Annotated in this window: 15 protein-coding genes; 2 read left to right on the plus strand and 13 right to left on the minus strand. The window is 68.1% G+C overall.

Annotated features, from left to right (window positions below):
* Positions 1-35: 35 nt before the first annotated feature.
* Together O5I81_RS19510 and O5I81_RS19515 are read right to left on the minus strand one after the other, a co-directional pair.
* Entirely contained in the window at positions 36-2,579 is a 2,544-nt protein-coding gene (locus tag O5I81_RS19510; RefSeq protein ID WP_271066531.1) for a M10 family metallopeptidase C-terminal domain-containing protein, read from the minus strand.
* Between the two features lie 186 nt (positions 2,580-2,765).
* Entirely contained in the window at positions 2,766-4,085 is a 1,320-nt protein-coding gene (locus O5I81_RS19515; protein WP_271066532.1) for an acyl-CoA dehydrogenase family protein, read from the minus strand.
* A 137-nt stretch (positions 4,086-4,222) separates the two neighbouring features.
* Between O5I81_RS19515 and O5I81_RS19520 the strand changes: the two genes are divergently transcribed.
* Complete coding sequence (locus O5I81_RS19520) at positions 4,223-4,816, plus strand: GNAT family protein (RefSeq protein ID WP_271066533.1); 594 nt, start codon at positions 4,223-4,225, stop codon at positions 4,814-4,816.
* Here the strand turns inward: O5I81_RS19520 and O5I81_RS19525 are convergent.
* The 5 genes from O5I81_RS19525 to tadA all read right to left on the minus strand — a co-directional run bounded on the left by O5I81_RS19525 (position 4,813) and on the right by tadA (position 7,563).
* Positions 4,813-5,262, minus strand: coding sequence for a DUF6265 family protein (locus O5I81_RS19525; protein WP_271066534.1), 450 nt, complete (start codon positions 5,260-5,262; stop codon positions 4,813-4,815). The genes O5I81_RS19520 and O5I81_RS19525 overlap by 4 nt on opposite strands.
* A 69-nt stretch (positions 5,263-5,331) precedes the next feature.
* Positions 5,332-6,084, minus strand: coding sequence for a helix-turn-helix domain-containing protein (locus O5I81_RS19530; RefSeq protein WP_271066535.1), 753 nt, complete (start codon positions 6,082-6,084; stop codon positions 5,332-5,334).
* A gap of 5 nt (positions 6,085-6,089) precedes the next feature.
* Positions 6,090-6,503, minus strand: coding sequence for a type II toxin-antitoxin system VapC family toxin (locus O5I81_RS19535; protein ID WP_271066536.1), 414 nt, complete (start codon positions 6,501-6,503; stop codon positions 6,090-6,092).
* Positions 6,493-7,026 carry a hypothetical protein gene (locus O5I81_RS19540; RefSeq protein WP_271066537.1) on the minus strand — a complete coding sequence of 178 codons (534 nt, stop codon included), beginning with the start codon at positions 7,024-7,026 and terminating at the stop codon, positions 6,493-6,495. The genes O5I81_RS19535 and O5I81_RS19540 overlap by 11 nt, the downstream gene beginning before the upstream one ends.
* 57 nt (positions 7,027-7,083) lie before the next feature.
* Positions 7,084-7,563 carry a tRNA adenosine(34) deaminase TadA gene (gene tadA / locus O5I81_RS19545; RefSeq protein ID WP_271066538.1) on the minus strand — a complete coding sequence of 160 codons (480 nt, stop codon included), beginning with the start codon at positions 7,561-7,563 and terminating at the stop codon, positions 7,084-7,086.
* A 60-nt stretch (positions 7,564-7,623) separates the two neighbouring features.
* Between tadA and O5I81_RS19550 the strand changes: the two genes are divergently transcribed.
* The gene (locus tag O5I81_RS19550) at positions 7,624-9,192 is read left to right on the plus strand and encodes a pseudouridine synthase (protein WP_271066539.1); all 1,569 of its coding nucleotides are present in this window, start codon (positions 7,624-7,626) and stop codon (positions 9,190-9,192) included.
* On the opposite strand, the gene O5I81_RS19555 is transcribed toward O5I81_RS19550, so the two are convergent.
* The 6 genes from O5I81_RS19555 to O5I81_RS19580 form a co-directional block, all read right to left on the minus strand.
* Positions 9,189-9,863: a CDP-alcohol phosphatidyltransferase family protein gene (locus O5I81_RS19555; protein ID WP_271066540.1), complete on the minus strand. Its 675-nt coding sequence runs from the start codon at positions 9,861-9,863 to the stop codon at positions 9,189-9,191. The two genes, O5I81_RS19550 and O5I81_RS19555, sit on opposite strands and share 4 nt — an antisense overlap.
* A complete protein-coding gene (locus O5I81_RS19560; RefSeq protein ID WP_271066541.1) occupies positions 9,860-10,240 on the minus strand; it encodes a hypothetical protein in 381 nt (126 codons plus the stop codon). The genes O5I81_RS19555 and O5I81_RS19560 overlap by 4 nt, the downstream gene beginning before the upstream one ends.
* Before the next feature lie 272 nt (positions 10,241-10,512).
* The gene (locus O5I81_RS19565) at positions 10,513-11,328 is read right to left on the minus strand and encodes a sterol desaturase family protein (protein WP_271066542.1); all 816 of its coding nucleotides are present in this window, start codon (positions 11,326-11,328) and stop codon (positions 10,513-10,515) included.
* Between the two features lie 205 nt (positions 11,329-11,533).
* The gene (locus O5I81_RS19570) at positions 11,534-12,601 is read right to left on the minus strand and encodes an AraC family transcriptional regulator (RefSeq protein ID WP_271066543.1); all 1,068 of its coding nucleotides are present in this window, start codon (positions 12,599-12,601) and stop codon (positions 11,534-11,536) included.
* Positions 12,602-12,966: 365 nt separating this feature from the next.
* Complete coding sequence (locus tag O5I81_RS19575) at positions 12,967-13,452, minus strand: hypothetical protein (protein WP_271066544.1); 486 nt, start codon at positions 13,450-13,452, stop codon at positions 12,967-12,969.
* 174 nt (positions 13,453-13,626) lie between these two features.
* Positions 13,627-14,088 (minus strand): hypothetical protein, encoded by a 462-nt coding sequence (locus O5I81_RS19580; protein WP_271066545.1) that lies wholly within the window; start codon positions 14,086-14,088, stop codon positions 13,627-13,629.
* Between the last annotated feature and the right edge of the window lie 15 nt (positions 14,089-14,103).

Below are 14,103 nucleotides of genomic sequence, written 5' to 3' on the forward strand. Positions count from 1 at the left end.
TGAAACTCCCCTGCCGGACCTGCGCCGGCCCCGTCCTAAAGCAGCCAGCCGACCGTCGAGACGGTGTGGTTGCCGACCAGCTGGAAGGCGAAGTCGGCCACGCCGTCGCCGTTGACGTCGCCCGACACCGTGGTGCGGCCGGTGTCGATGCTGAAGTCGCGCACCAGCTGGCCCGCGACGCCGGTAAAGGCCTGAGCGAAGGCGAAGGCCTGGTTGCCCTCCACCGTCGCATTGGCGTCGATGCCGACCAGGCTGATGCGGTCGCCCGAGCCGGCGGCGAAGTCGGCGATCAGGTCCATGGCGCCGACGGCGCTGTCGGCCGTGGCGGTGTAGACGAACAGGTCGGCGCCCGCGCCGCCGGTCATGCTGTCCTGGCCCAGCCCGCCGATCAGCTGGTCGTTGCCGACGCCGCCGTCGAGGATGTCCGCCCCGTCGCCGGCCGTCAGCTTGTCCGCCCCGGCCCCGCCGGACAGGGTGTCGTCGCCGGCCAGGCCGTAGAGCAGGTCGTCGCCGTCGCCGCCGTCGATGAGGTCATGGCCGGCCTGGCCCTTGAGGCTGTCGTTGCCGCCCAGGCCCTGGATGGTGTCGTTGGCGGCGCTGCCGGCCAGATTGTCCGGTCCGGCCGTGCCGAGGATGATCGAGGGCGGAGCGAAGCCGAGGTTGAAGCTGGTCAGGGCGTTGAGGGCCAGGCCCTTGAAGATCGCCAGGGTCGACCAGCTGGTTCCGCCGGCGGCGCCGTCGATGTCGATCTGCAGCAGGGTGCTGGTCCCGCTGGCGGCCAGCTGCAGATGGCCTGAGCTGAAGGGGTTGGCCGAGCCGTTCCAGCCGCTCAAGACGTCGGTGAGGAAGTCGGTCAGGTCGAGGCGATCACCGCCGGCCCCGCCGGTGAAGTCGGCGAGGGTCAGGACGCCGGCGAAGTCGACATCGATCGTGAACAGGTCCGAACCGGTCCCGCCGCTGACCGTGGCCGCCGCCATCAGCACGAAGTGGTCGTCGCCCGCGCCACCGTAGCCGTAGGTCTGGCCGCCGGGGGCGTCGAGGGTGATCAGGTCGTCGCCGTCGCCGCCGTCGACCACCACCTTGCTGAGCGACAGATCGTGGAAGACGGTCAGGCGGTCGTTCCCGGCCCCGCCGTAGAGGCTGTCGGCGCCGTCGCCGGTATCGCTAAGGACGTCGTCGCCGTCGCCGCCGACCAGGCGGTCCGAGCCCAGGCCGCCGACCAGCAGGTCGTTGCCGCCCAGCCCGTCCAGCCGGTCGTCGCCGTCGCCGCCCGACAGCAGGTTGTCGCCGCCATTGCCTGCCAGGACGTCGTTATAGGCCGAGCCCTGGACCGCCTCGATGCCTTCCAGAAGGTCGCGGCCGGCGCCGACGGTGTTCTGGCGGGTGGTCTGGGCGAGGCGGACGGTGACGCCGGAGGCGGCGTCGGAATAGTCGGCGGTGTCGTAGCCGTCGCCGCCGACCAGGCGGTCATCGCCCGCGCCGCCGTTCAGGCTGTCGTCTCCCTCGCGGCCGGCCAGGATGTCGTTGCCGGCCAGGCCGCGAATGATGTTGCCGACCGCGTTGCCGATCAACAGATCGGCCCCAGCCCCGCCTTCGGCGTTCTCGATGGTCACCCCGTTGGCGATGGTGAAGCCGCCGTGCACCCCGGCCGCGTAGGAAACCCAGCCGGCGCTGCCGTCCTCGTACAGCAGGGTGGCGGGACGCAGGTCGATGGTGACATCCAGCGCCGATCCGGCCACCAACCAGTCGGCGGAGCCGCCGGCGTCCCAGATCGAACTGTAGTAGGTCCCCGCTCCATCGGCGGCGGGCAGGACATAGACGTCGTCGCCGGTATGCCACTGCATGTTGGCGCCGTACTTCTGCTGTAGCAGGGCGATGTCCCAGGCCATCGGGCCGGCGATGTTGCCATAGCCCTCGACGTCGATGTTGCCCTGCGGATGCTGACGCCAGCCGTCAATGTAGGACATCATTGTCCAAACGCCCTGGTTCTCCAGCTGGCCGCCCGGCTGGAACCGCTGGCCGGGATCGAACCGGTCGGTGACCCCGGGCAGGATGTCCGATCCGCCGCCGTGGTCGTGCGGATGGGCCAGGCCCATGCCGTGCCCGAGCTCGTGAACCAGGGTGTTGAAGCCGTAGCCGCCAATCTGCAGCCCCTCGGCGTTCCAGCCCCGGTTGGTGAAGTCGAATTGGCCCAGGCCCTGGTTCTCTTCTCCCGGCGGATTGAACTCGCCCAGCAGAACGCCCGACTGCTCCGCCGTGTAGCTGATCAGGGTGAAATCGGGGTTGGTCCGATCCAGCGTCTCATGGAAGACGACGTTGATGATGGCTTCGAACTGCGCCAGCGCCAGGCGGACGGCGGCCATGGCTTCGGCCGACCAGTCGAACAGCTGCGGATGATCGGCCGAGCCGCCGAACAAGTACTCGATGACCAGCCGACCGGCGTCGTCGTACTTGCCGGTCTGGACGGTGACGCCGCCCCAGTCGATGGTGTTCAGCACATTGATCGGCGGCGCTGCGGCCGGTTGACCAGCGGACACGGTTTCGCTCGCCGCCAGCGCGGTGTTTTCAGCCAGATTCATGTCTCAAACTCCCCCGCTCCGGACACCGCCGGAGCCCTTGCTCAATTCGGGCAGAGGGGTCCCAAATTTTTTGAAACTTGTGAAGGGGTAGAAATCGCAACTCCAACTTTCGTCGTGGCCGGACGAAAAACGCCCCGGAGCCTGAGCTCCGGGGCGCGTCTTCTGCAGAGGCTGAGAGCCGGCGTCCTAGTGCCGGAACACGGCCGTCAGCGAGGCGTCCTGCGGCATCTCGCGGTACTGGCGCAGCTCGTTGCGGCCGACCACCATGTGGTGAACCTCGTCCGGACCGTCGGCGATGCGCAGGGTGCGGGTCTGGGCGTACATGCGGGCCAGCGGGGTGTGCTGCGAAACGCCGAGGGCGCCGTGCATCTGGATCGCCGAGTCGATGATTTCGCAGACGCGGACCGGCACCATGGCCTTGACCATGTGGATCCAGACGCGGGCTTCCTGGTTGCCGAGCACGTCCATCGCCTTGGCCGCCTTCAGCACCATCAGGCGCATGGCCTCGATGTCGATGCGGGCCTTGGAGATGATCTCGATGTTGCCGCCGAGCTGGACCAGCGGCTTGCCGAAGGCTTCACGCTTCAGGCCTCGGGTGACCAGGTAGTCGAGGGCCTTCTCGGCCGAGCCGATGGCGCGCATGCAGTGGTGGATACGCCCCGGTCCGAGGCGCAGCTGCGAGATCTCGAAGCCGCGGCCTTCGCCCAGCAGCATGTTGCTGGCCGGGACGCGGACGTTGTCGAAGATGATGTGCATGTGGCCGTGCGGCGCGTCGGGATCGCCGAACACGTGCTGGGCCCCGACGATCTTCACCCCGGGGGCGTCGGTCGGCACCAGGATCTGCGACTGGCGGTGGTTGGCCGGGCCATCCGGGCTGGTCTGGACCATGGTGATCATGATCTTGCAGCGCGGGTCGCCGGCGCCCGAGATGTAGTGCTTCTCGCCGTTGATGACGTACTCGTCGCCGACCAGGGTGGCGGTGGTGTTGACGTTCTTGGCGTCGGACGAGGCCGAGTGCAGCTCGGTCATGGCGAAGGCCGAGCGGATCTTGCCTTCCAGCAGGGGTTTAAGCCACTTTTCCTTCTGCTCGGGCGTGCCGACCCGCTCGAGCACTTCCATGTTGCCGGTGTCGGGGGCGGCGCAGTTCATGACCTCGGAGGCCATGCGGTTCTTGCCCAGCTCGACGGCGATGTAGGCGTAGTCGAGGTTGGACAGGCCCTCACCGGTCTCGGCGTTGGGCAGGAAGAAGTTCCACAGGCCCTCGGCCTTGGCCTTGTCCTTGGCGGCTTCCAGAGCTTCCAGCTGGCCGGGGGCGTAGGACCAGATGTCGGTCTTGCCTTCACCCAGGCGCTCGAACTCCTCGCTCATCGGATTGACCGTTTCGGCGATGAAGCGCTTGACGTGCTCCAGCAGCGGCAGCGCCTTGGACGACATGCGCAGGTCGTTCATCTCGTCCTGCGGGCTCAGGCCAAAGGACGACTGGGCCTTGGTGTGGACTTCGGTCATTGGAGTTTCTCCCTGTGGCCGATCTGACGGCCCATGCACGATCAAACAGTTGTTTGAACGCATATTGCCTTGGGGTTCCGCGCAGGGCAAGCGAAGGTTTGATTGCGGCGGCGCGGGGACTCGCCCACCATGGCCGCATGAACCTCAAAGGCAAACTGCTGAAGGGCCGCTATGTGCGGCTGGAACCGATCACGCCCGAGCACAAGGACGAGCTGCGCGGCGCCGTCGACTGCGATCCCGAGGCCTGGGAGATCATGTCGGTCAACGGTTGCGGCGAGGGCTTCGACGACTGGTGGGGCGCGCTGAAGGGCGAGACCGAGCGCGGCGAGCGGATCGGCTATGCCATCCGCCAGCTCAGCGACAAGCGGGTGGTCGGGACGAGCTCCTTCCTGAATATCCGCAAGCTGCACAAGGGCGTCGAGATCGGCTCGACCTTCCTGCACCCCGACGTGCGGTCAGGGCCGGTGAACCCCGAGAGCAAGCGGCTGCTGCTGGGTCAGGCGTTCGACGCCGGTGCCATCCGGGTCGAGTTCATGATCGACGAGCGCAACGCCCGCAGCCAGGCGGCGGTCGAGAAGCTGGGCGCCACCCGCGAGGGCACGCTGCGCAACCACAAGATCACCTGGACCGGCCATGTGCGCGACACCGTGGTGCTGTCGATCACCGACGACGACTGGCCGGCCGTGCGCGACCGGCTGGACTTCCGGCTGAAATCGACCTTCCCGGCCTAGCGGACCCGCTCGTAGGTCCATTCCATCCGTTCGAGCTTGCCGTTCATCGTCCCCTCGATGGCGGCGCAGAGTTGCTCGCCGCAACGGCGGTAGATGATCCGTTGCGGGAAGTCGTGGGCGGCGTTCTCGAAGACCACCTCGTCGGCGGTGCGGCTTTTGGCGACGAAGGTGGTCGGGGGCTGGCGGCCGACGATGGCGGTGAAGGCGATCTGGCCACCCTTCTCGTCGATACGCATGAATTCGACCCGGCCCTTGCCGCCCTCGATCGTGCGGCTAACCCCCGGCATGACGCCGCCTTCGGCCGGTAGCCAGGTCTCGGTGACGACGGCGCCGTCGCCTTGCGTGGCCCGCCACTGGCCAGTGATCCAGGCGACGTCGGACAGCTGGTCGGCGGCGAAGGCGGGGGTGGCCATTGCGAGGGCGGCCAGGACGGCGAGGGCTTTCATGGATAGCTCCGTGGATGTGGCCGCAGCACAGCATGGCAAGCGCCGGCGGGCTTGTATCGAAGCGACAGCTCAGGCCTGGGCCAGGCTGGCGGCGAGGCCGGCCTGCTGGGCGAGGAACTGGCTGGGGGTGCAGCCAACGAAGCGGCGGAAATCCCGGGCCAGCTGGGGATGGTCGAAATAGCCGGCGGCGTGGGCGGCGTCAGTCCAACTGGTGACGCCGGGTTCGCTCAGGGCGTCGAACACACTCCGGAACCGGAAGATGGCCGCCAGCCGGCGCGGCGGCACACCGACGATCCGGGCGAAGCGGCGTTGCAGGTCGCGGCTGGCCTCTACGGCTTGGCCGGCCCGCAGGCGGGCGACGGCGGCCTCGACGGCGGGGTCGCGCGGGGTCAGGTTGGCGGCGATGCGGGCGGCGACATGGTCCTGGACGGCGGTGAGGCGGGCATCTTCGTTCAGCCCGGTGAGGTTCAGGTCGATGGCCAGCGGCGTGCGGCGGTCGGTGTAGCGGCTGGCCGGCTCGCCGAGATAGCCATAGGCGCCGGCCGGCTGGAAGCGCACCCCGATCACCCCGGCCGGCCCGTCGGCCCGCAGGTGCAGGGGCCGGGTCAGCTGGCCGGCGAAGACCACCGGGGCCTGGCGGAAGGCCGAACCATCGGCGGCCCGCTCCAGATAGGGCTGGCCGACATGGACGATCAGTTCGCTGCAGCCGTCCGGAGCGATGCGCTGGTCCTCAGCCTCGGCCCCGCCCTCGAACAGCCAGACACAGCGGACGTGGGCCGCGAGGTCGAGGCGTGGGACGTGCTCTTCGTAGCGGGGGATCATCGCGGCTAAAGCGCTTCCACCAAGGCCGCCAGCCCCACCTCGCCAGCCCTCCGCACAAGCTTCTCATCGGCGGTGAGCACCGACGATCCCCGCGCTTCGGCAAGGGCCAGATAGAGACCGTCGTAGGCCGAGAACCCATGCTCCGCCGCCAGCGCATAGGCGCGTCTGTAGTGGTCCCGGCTCGGGACACTCTGGGTGATCAACTCGCCGACCTGATCCAGCGCCACCTCCGCCTGGGCCTGATCGACAACGCCGCGACGAACCTTCTTCGCCGCGATGCTGGCCATCTCCACAAGAAGAAGATCCGGCGCCAGAAAGACGGTGTCCGTCGTCAACCAGGCCCTGGCGCGATCCGTCTGGGCCTCGGGGAACAGGGCGGAGGCCAGAACGGACGCATCGAGGATGCGCTCAACGGCCATCCCGGTCCCGATCCTGGCGGATCAGTTCCGCGCTGCTCACGCTATCCTGCTTCATCGCCAGTGCATCCAGTCGATCGAACAGCGCGCTTCGGTGGTTGAGACCCGCCCGGTCCAGCAGGGCGGCGGCGGCCTCTGCCTGATCGCAGCCGTGCTCTTCAGCGTAGTTTTCAATGATCTTCATCGCGGCAGGCCCCAGCCGCCCCTCCGGAATTCTGATGGCGGGCGATGCCCAGGGGCCTGAGGGCGCAGATTCTCCCGAAGTCGGTCGGCCTTGAGGGCGCGGGTGGTGCGTTCGCCTGAACACCACCCTTTCGCCGCCCAGGTCGACGGACCAGACCTGCCAGCCCGCATCCATCCAGGCTTTGGACTGGCTGCGATTCTGGTTGGCCCACCATTCCCGATATTGGAAGGCCGATGAGGGCAAGGGCTTGCCCAGCATCTGCTCGACCTCGGAGAATTGCAGAGGCTGCTCTTCAGCCTGACTGGCGGAGAGAAATTGGGCGAGCGGTTCGTACTTTCCCATGGCAGCTCATCTCCTCGGTCAAGCAATATACAAAGTATAATTATACTTTTGTATAAATCAACCCTTCCGCCTGGCCCGGAAGAAGCCGCGCAGCAGTTCGGCGCTTTCCTCCGCCAGCACGCCGCCGGTGACGGCGGGGCGCCAGTGGCAGGTCGGGCCCTCGAAGAAGCGGGGGCCGTTGACCACCGCCCCGCCCTTGGTGTCCTCGGCGCCGAAGACGACGCGGCCGATGCGGGCGTGGCTGATGGCGCCGGCGCACATGGCGCAGGGCTCCAGCGTCACCACCAGGGTCAGGTCGGTCAGGCGGTAGTTGCCGATCTTGGCGGCGGCGCTGCGGATGGCGGCGATCTCGGCGTGGGCGGTGGGGTCATGGCCGCCGATGGGATGGTTGGCGCCGACGCTGACGATGTGGCCGGTGGCCGGATCCATGATCACCGCCCCGACCGGGGTCTCACCCGCGTCAGCAGCAGCGCGGGCCTGGTCCAGGGCCAGCCGCATCAGCGAATCGTCAGAGGGGAGCAAAGGGGCGGCGTTCATGCTATGGGGCCTGTCCGACCGTCGGGAGACGGCCCAAGTCCTGTTTATGGAGCGGCAATCATGGCTGCGGAAGACTACGAAGACGAGCCCATGCCCTATGACGCCAGCGACAAGGTCGCGGAGGGCGCCGAGAGCGAGGGCCATGACCGGGTGGCCAAGGTTCTGGCTCGGGCCGGCGTCGGCTCGCGGCGCGAGGTCGAGCGGCTGATCGAGGCCGGGCGGGTGGCGATCAACGGCCTGCTGCTGACCACCCCGGCCATCAAGGTCGAACCCGATGACATTCTGACGGTCGACGGCGAGGTCATCGCCGGAGCCGAGCCGACGCGGGTGTTCCGCTATCATAAGCCGGTCGGGCTGGTGACCACCCACGCCGATCCCAAGGGCCGGCCGACGGTGTTCAGCGCCCTGCCCGAGGGCCTGCCGCGCCTGATCTCGGTCGGGCGTCTCGACCTGGCCTCGGAAGGCCTGCTGCTGCTGACCAACGACGGCGGCCTGACGCGGGCGCTGGAACTGCCCTCGACGGGCTGGAAGCGGATCTACCGGGCTCGCGCCTTTGGCGATGCGAGCCAGGCCAAGCTGGACAAACTGAAGGACGGCATCACCGTCGAGGGCGTCCGTTACGGCGCCATCGAGGCCAAGCTGGACAAGGTGACGGGCTCCAACTGCTGGATCACGGTGACCCTGGCCGAAGGCAAGAACCGCGAAGTGCGCCGGGTGCTGGAAGCCGTGGGGCTGAAGGTCAACCGGCTGATCCGCCTGGCCTATGGGCCCTTCTCGCTGGGCACCCTGGCGCCGGGCTTCGTGGAAGAGGTCGGTCCGCGGGTGATCCGCGAAATGCTGGGCGAATATATCGACCCGGCCAACATGCCGACCGGCAATGGCGTGCAGTACAAGGCCCCGCCGCAGGCGCAGTCGCGCCGCGACCCGACCCTGAGCTCGACCTCCAGGCAGCTGGCCGAACCCAAGCCGGACAAGCCAGTCTACAAGGAAGGCTGGGCCAAGCCGAAGAAGAAGGCGGTCAGCCACGTGATGCCCAAGCGGCCGAAGGCGAAGATCGTCGCCGACTTCGGGCCCGGCAAGCGCGAGGTCAAGCCGGTCACCTTCCGGGGCAACGCGCCGAAGACCGACGCCGACAGGGTCTCCAAGAGTTACAAGACCCCCGCCGCCCCGGCCGGCCGGCCGCCGCCCAAGGATCTGCGCCCGCAACACTTCAAGGACCGCGAAACCGCAGCGGCCGCCGAGGACGCCAAGGCCCTGGCCCTGCGCAAGGCGCTGGCGGGGCTGGACGATGGGCCGAAGAAAGGTCCGCGTCCGGGTGGGAAGCCGGCGGGCAAGTTCGCCGGAAAGCCTGGTGAGAAGCCGGCTGGAAAGTTTGCCGGCAAGCCTCCTGAAAAGGCAGGCGACAAACCCGCCCGGACCTTCGCCGGCAAGCCGGAGAAGGCGCCCAAGCCGCTCGGCCGTCACCTCGAAGGCAAGGCCAAGGGCCATTGGTTCACCGCCCCCGGCGAGGCGCCGAGCACCCGTCCCGCGGCGGCCGGAAAGGCCAAGCCCGGCGCCAAGCCGAGGTCCGCCCCGGCGGCGGGGGCCAAGCGGCCTGGCGCCGCCCCAAAGGGCGGCCCCAGGCGCTAGGGGGTGGGCGCGTCCGGCGCGTCGCGCAGCTGGCGCATCAGCCGGCTGGCGCGGCGGTAGACGGTGATGGCGCTGCCGAGCGCGATGACAGCGAGGCCGGCCAGGATCACCTGACCCGTGCCGCCCCACAGGAGTTCGAAGGCGGCGAGGACGCAGGTCACCGTCAGCACGAACATGCGGTGCGGCTTGGCCATGGGGCCCGAGAAGTCGGCCGCAAAGCCGAGGCCGCGGCCGAGTTCGCGGACATAGGCGGTGAGCACGGCCAGCACGGCGGCCAGCCAGCCCAGCCATTCGCCGGCCGGCAGTTTGACCGCGGCCGCATAACCGGCGGCGACGATGAACAGCACGTCGGCGATGCGGTCGGGCAGCTCGTTCCACACCGGGCCGGTGGGCGAGCCCATGCCGTGCTCCACCGCCACCATGCCGTCGATCATGTTGCACAGCAGTCGAAGCTGGATGCAGACGGCGGCCAGGATGAGGGCGATGGCCCGGCCGACGCCGTCCCCCGTGCCGGCGGCCAGCATCAGGGCGGCGCCGAGGGCGGCGAACACCACGCTGATCGCCGAGATGTGGTTGGGCCGCACCCGCGCCTTGCCGAGGGCATGGGCCAGGCCGACGGCCCAGCCTTTCGAGCGGGTCTTCAGGGGGCGGCGATTTTCAGTTTCGGTCATGCGGCGTTCCGGCTGCGGACCAGGGCCGCGTTGTAGACAATGGCGTAGAGGGTCGAGAGGCTCCACGGAAAGGCGATGGTGGTCACGAGTTCCGGGGTGCCGATCAGGCTGTGGACGGCGACCAGGGTGGCGAGGACGCCAAGCGCCGTGGCCAGGGGCGGGGCCAGGAAGGCCGGCGGGCCGGCGAAGCGGCCGGCGAACCATTCCAGCACCCGCTTGATGACGCCGGTGAGCAGGGCGCTGATCACGCCCTGGGCGATGGCGGGCGGCCAGGCGGCGAGGCCGTGGTGGCGGTTGGCGAACAGGGCCCAGCCGCCCATCAGCAGGAAGCCGAAGGCCATGTGGACCAGGCTGGACTTCATCAGGCGCTGGATCATGGCCCCTCCCCGCTTATCGAAGCGCCCCACCATTGTAGCATGGAAGGGGGGCGGCAAGAGGCCTGTCTTCCCGCCGCCCCTTGGCCCGCAAGGGGGCGGCGGTGGTCATCGCGGGGCCGGGCCGGGGGGCGTCGGTGGGGGCCCGGTGGGTCGTCAGTGGCGAAAAGCGTCGGCAAAAGGGGGCGCCGGGCGGGTGCGGATTTCGCCCCTGAAGGCCTGGGCGCCCGAACCCGAAGTTCGGGCTGTCGAGGGACTTTTGAATTCCGGGTATGTCAGCGGTCGCCGACGGCGGCCATTGCGGGCGCCCTGTTCCGCCGCCGGGCCGCGACCCTGGCGAACTCGGCGTGGTAGCGCGGGTTCTCCGTGCCCATCAGCCGGTCCCACCAGGTGAAGTAGAGGCCGTAGTTGGAGCCGGCCTGGGCGTGGTGCAGGTCGTGATGGGTGACGGTCGTCATCCAGTCCAGCAGCGGGCGGCCGTCGCGGCGTGCGGGAAAGAGCTCGTAGCCGCAATGGCCGATCACGTTGCGGGCGATCTGGTGGATCATGAACAGGCCGAAGGCGGGCCAGCTGACCGGGACCAGCAGCACCCAGAGCGGCGTAAAGGCGCCCATCAGGGCGGCCTCGCCGAGGTCGAAGCTGTAGGCGGTGAAGGGGGTCGGGTTGTTGGAGCGGTGATGCCGGCGGTGGAAGGCGCGGAACAGGCGCGGCCGGTGGATCAGGCGGTGGATCCAGTAGAAGTAGGCGTCATGGGCGACGATGGTGAGGACGAGGGAGACGACCGTCCAGATGAGGGTCGGGGTCTCGCGGAAGGCCTCGCCCCACAGCAGGCCGGCCTTGGCCAGGCCGACGGTGACCAGGGCGACGGTGGAGAAGACGGCCACCGATCGGATCGAGCAGAGCAGCTCGACCACATGCTGCAGGGCCGGCGGACGGTTGGGGCGGATCTTCCAGGTCTTCAGGACCGGGGCGAGGAGGACGCAGACGACCAGCCAGGCCAGGGGCGCGGCGATGATGTAGCGGGTCAGGTCGCCCTGGAAGCCGGCCAGCCAGGCGCGGCCGACGGAGAGCAGGGTTTCGGGGAGGGACATGGGAGGGGTCTCGCGGTGAAGTTGGCGGGACCTTGGGGCGGGGGTGGTGTGGGCGCTGCCTTGGGGAGGAAGGGGGGTCGCCGGTTTTGGAATCGGCGAGGGTTTTTCAGGTTCGGCTATCCCCCATTCCGATCACCCCGACGAAAGTCGGGGCCCAGTGTCCGCACTGCCTGACCGGTGGCGCTGATCAGCGCTCGATCTTTTTCTACCTGCCAGCTGGGCCCCGACTTTCGTCGGGGTGATCGGAAGAAAGAAGAGCCTGCGTACGCCATTCGCTCGGCGTCTGGCCGGTCGCTTCCTTGAAGGCGCGGTTGAAGGGGCCGAGGCTGGCGTAGCCGAGGTCGAAGGCCAGGGCCGAGATGGAGGCGCGGGCGTTGGCCGGGTCGGCAAGCGCGGCGCGGGCGGCGGCGATGCGGTGGACGCCGATGAAGTCGGCGAAGTTGCGGTGGCCGAGGCCGCCGTTGATCAGCCGGCGCAGGCGGTGCTCGGGCACGCCGACCTCGCCGGCCAGCTGGCCGATGGTCAGCCCCTCGCGGCGCCAGGCGCCGGCGTCCATCAGGGCCTGCAGCCGGGCCAGGGCCGGGCGGTCCTGGGGATCGACGGCGTCGGGGTCGGCGGCGGGCCGGGCGGCGACGAAGAGTTCGGGCCGGGCCTGCAGGAAGGCGCCGGCGGTCAACAGGCTGACCAGGGCCAGGCTGGCGGCCTGCAGGGGCGAAAGCCAGTCCTGGCCCCGGCCGAGGTCCCAGGCGATCTCGAAAATCGAGAGGATCATGGCGTAGACGCCGATGATCAGGATGACCGGGGTTCGCAGGGCCCGCCGGGCTTCGACCAGGTCGCCCTCGCGGCGGCGCCAGATGACGCTGACGATATGGAGGATGAGCGCCATCTCGAGGATGTTGTGGACCACCCAGACGCCGCGATTGACGGGATCGGGCAACACCCAGCCGACGACGCCGACGAGGGTCATCACCGCCGCCGGAATCCAGCGATCGAGGGTGAACCGGCTGTCCTCGAACAGGGCCATGGCGAACATCCAGAAATAGGCCGTGCCGCCGAGCGACAGCAGCCAGATCGGCACGATGATCGGCATGACGGCGCGGGTCTCCGGCCCGCCCGAATGCAGGGTGAAGGCGGCGGCGGCGAGCGCGAACAGGGCCCCGGTCCAGCGCGCCGGGATCAGCGGCCGGCCGCGGATGAGCGCCAGGGCCGTGCACAGCATGGCCCCGACGGCGATGCCGCGCAGCAGGACTTCCAAGGTCTGCAGGGTGTTCATGGCCTCTCCCGTAGGGGAGTATATGGGCGAGGCGGTAGTGGCGCGAGCGTCCCGCATCTGATCTGACGCCCGCCGGGTCGCGGCAGGAGCGCTTTGGTCAGATACCGACGGCGGATGGAAGCACGGGATAGGGGTCGTAGGCGCGACGCCGGACAGAGGTCATGGCCCTCGGGACCCCGGGAACGCGGGTCCAGCCGTCGGGGGTCGTGGCCGGTGATGCTCACCATAGGGGGCCTCCTGGTCCGGGGACCGGGATTGCATGCCAATGACCAGGCGTCCGAAGCCCTCCACGGCGCACTGTCACAACGTTTCGAGGCTGGCCGGAACGATTGCGTAGCGCGACTTCGTCGCGCCTACGCGGCGGCTCAAGGGTTGAGTACAGCGTTGATCATGCCACGGAAGGTCTTCCGCTTGAGAATCCTCGCCCGGACCTCATCCTCCGGCGCGCGCGTGAATCCTCGGCGTTGGCCCTCCAACAAAGAAAGAATAAATTCTCTAAACTCTAATTCAGTTACTTTGTCCTCCTGAACAGAAAGAAAGCGGAATTTCATAGAAATATTTAGCAACACAATCCCTATCAAAAATACCGCTGCCTGCGACAACAGGGACTGCCCTCGATAGTGCTTGGTGTGGATACCCGCCAAGCGGGGACGCGTTGCGGTCCACCGCCGTCCTCGCGCGTCGATAACAATCGCTTCGGTCATGCCGCCAAACAAGAAACTCCACGTCGATATGGAAACAAAATCTACCCGTTCGATCTCCGGATCGAATACCCACGGCAAGAGCCGACCAGACCGCTTGCGCCTGAAGATGATGGCGGGCTCGGCTATTGCATAGTCTACCGGCTGCACCTGCAATCCCTGTCAAAAGCGTCCACAGCAACACCGCCTATAGGCGCCCCTACGGCGGTCCTCGCCCAGCCTGGCGAACTCACCACCCTTCTAACTATTGGATGCTGAATTCGATTCACCGCCGAAGTTGTCGGGCCCAAGGTCCAGGCTCGTTACTCGCATCCACAATCCCCATCAGCCATGCTCTTCCCGATCGATGCGCCTTGCCAAGCGGGTCCGCCCGGGCTTCGCCGCCGCCTCGACCGTCAGCGCCTCGCCCCACAATGGCAGGGGCGAGGGTGAAAATTCCATCCGGTGCAGACGCCCCTCATAGGCGATCAGCGAGGCCTTGACTGGTTTGCAGCCTGGCGCCCTCAGGCGACAGGCCACGAGGATGTTGTCCTCCAAGCCGGCGATCTGCTCAAATCCGGCGGGATTGGTTCCCCGGCGAGGTGGCAGCAGAACCATTCGACCGCTGTTGGAGCGGGCATGGCGCTTAACGTTCGCGAGGTCGGCCAACAGTCGCAGACGGTTCTCCTCGTCCAGGTTGGCCTTGGCGAAGTCAATCAATGCCGCTTCGTAGTCCCGAAAAGGAAGACGAACGCAAAGCCAGTCCTCGACGAAACAGGCCCAGGCGATGGCGTAGCGCGACTTCATCGCAGTTTCCGCAAG

The organism is Caulobacter sp. NIBR1757, from assembly GCF_027912495.1.
Classification (GTDB): Bacteria; Pseudomonadota; Alphaproteobacteria; order Caulobacterales; family Caulobacteraceae; genus Caulobacter.

Coding starts and splice junctions, on each gene's coding strand:
- O5I81_RS19510 (WP_271066531.1), bottom strand. CDS start 2,579: ATGAATCTGGCTGAAAACACCGCGCTGGCGGCGAGCGAAACCGTGTCC.
- O5I81_RS19520 (WP_271066533.1), top strand. CDS start 4,223: ATGAACCTCAAAGGCAAACTGCTGAAGGGCCGCTATGTGCGGCTGGAA.
- O5I81_RS19515 (WP_271066532.1), bottom strand. CDS start 4,085: ATGACCGAAGTCCACACCAAGGCCCAGTCGTCCTTTGGCCTGAGCCCG.
- O5I81_RS19550 (WP_271066539.1), top strand. CDS start 7,624: ATGGCTGCGGAAGACTACGAAGACGAGCCCATGCCCTATGACGCCAGC.
- O5I81_RS19570 (WP_271066543.1), bottom strand. CDS start 12,601: ATGAACACCCTGCAGACCTTGGAAGTCCTGCTGCGCGGCATCGCCGTC.
- O5I81_RS19560 (WP_271066541.1), bottom strand. CDS start 10,240: ATGATCCAGCGCCTGATGAAGTCCAGCCTGGTCCACATGGCCTTCGGC.
- O5I81_RS19565 (WP_271066542.1), bottom strand. CDS start 11,328: ATGTCCCTCCCCGAAACCCTGCTCTCCGTCGGCCGCGCCTGGCTGGCC.
- O5I81_RS19525 (WP_271066534.1), bottom strand. CDS start 5,262: ATGAAAGCCCTCGCCGTCCTGGCCGCCCTCGCAATGGCCACCCCCGCC.
- O5I81_RS19580 (WP_271066545.1), bottom strand. CDS start 14,088: ATGAAGTCGCGCTACGCCATCGCCTGGGCCTGTTTCGTCGAGGACTGG.
- O5I81_RS19555 (WP_271066540.1), bottom strand. CDS start 9,863: ATGACCGAAACTGAAAATCGCCGCCCCCTGAAGACCCGCTCGAAAGGC.
- tadA (WP_271066538.1), bottom strand. CDS start 7,563: ATGAACGCCGCCCCTTTGCTCCCCTCTGACGATTCGCTGATGCGGCTG.
- O5I81_RS19530 (WP_271066535.1), bottom strand. CDS start 6,084: ATGATCCCCCGCTACGAAGAGCACGTCCCACGCCTCGACCTCGCGGCC.
- O5I81_RS19535 (WP_271066536.1), bottom strand. CDS start 6,503: ATGGCCGTTGAGCGCATCCTCGATGCGTCCGTTCTGGCCTCCGCCCTG.
- O5I81_RS19540 (WP_271066537.1), bottom strand. CDS start 7,026: ATGGGAAAGTACGAACCGCTCGCCCAATTTCTCTCCGCCAGTCAGGCT.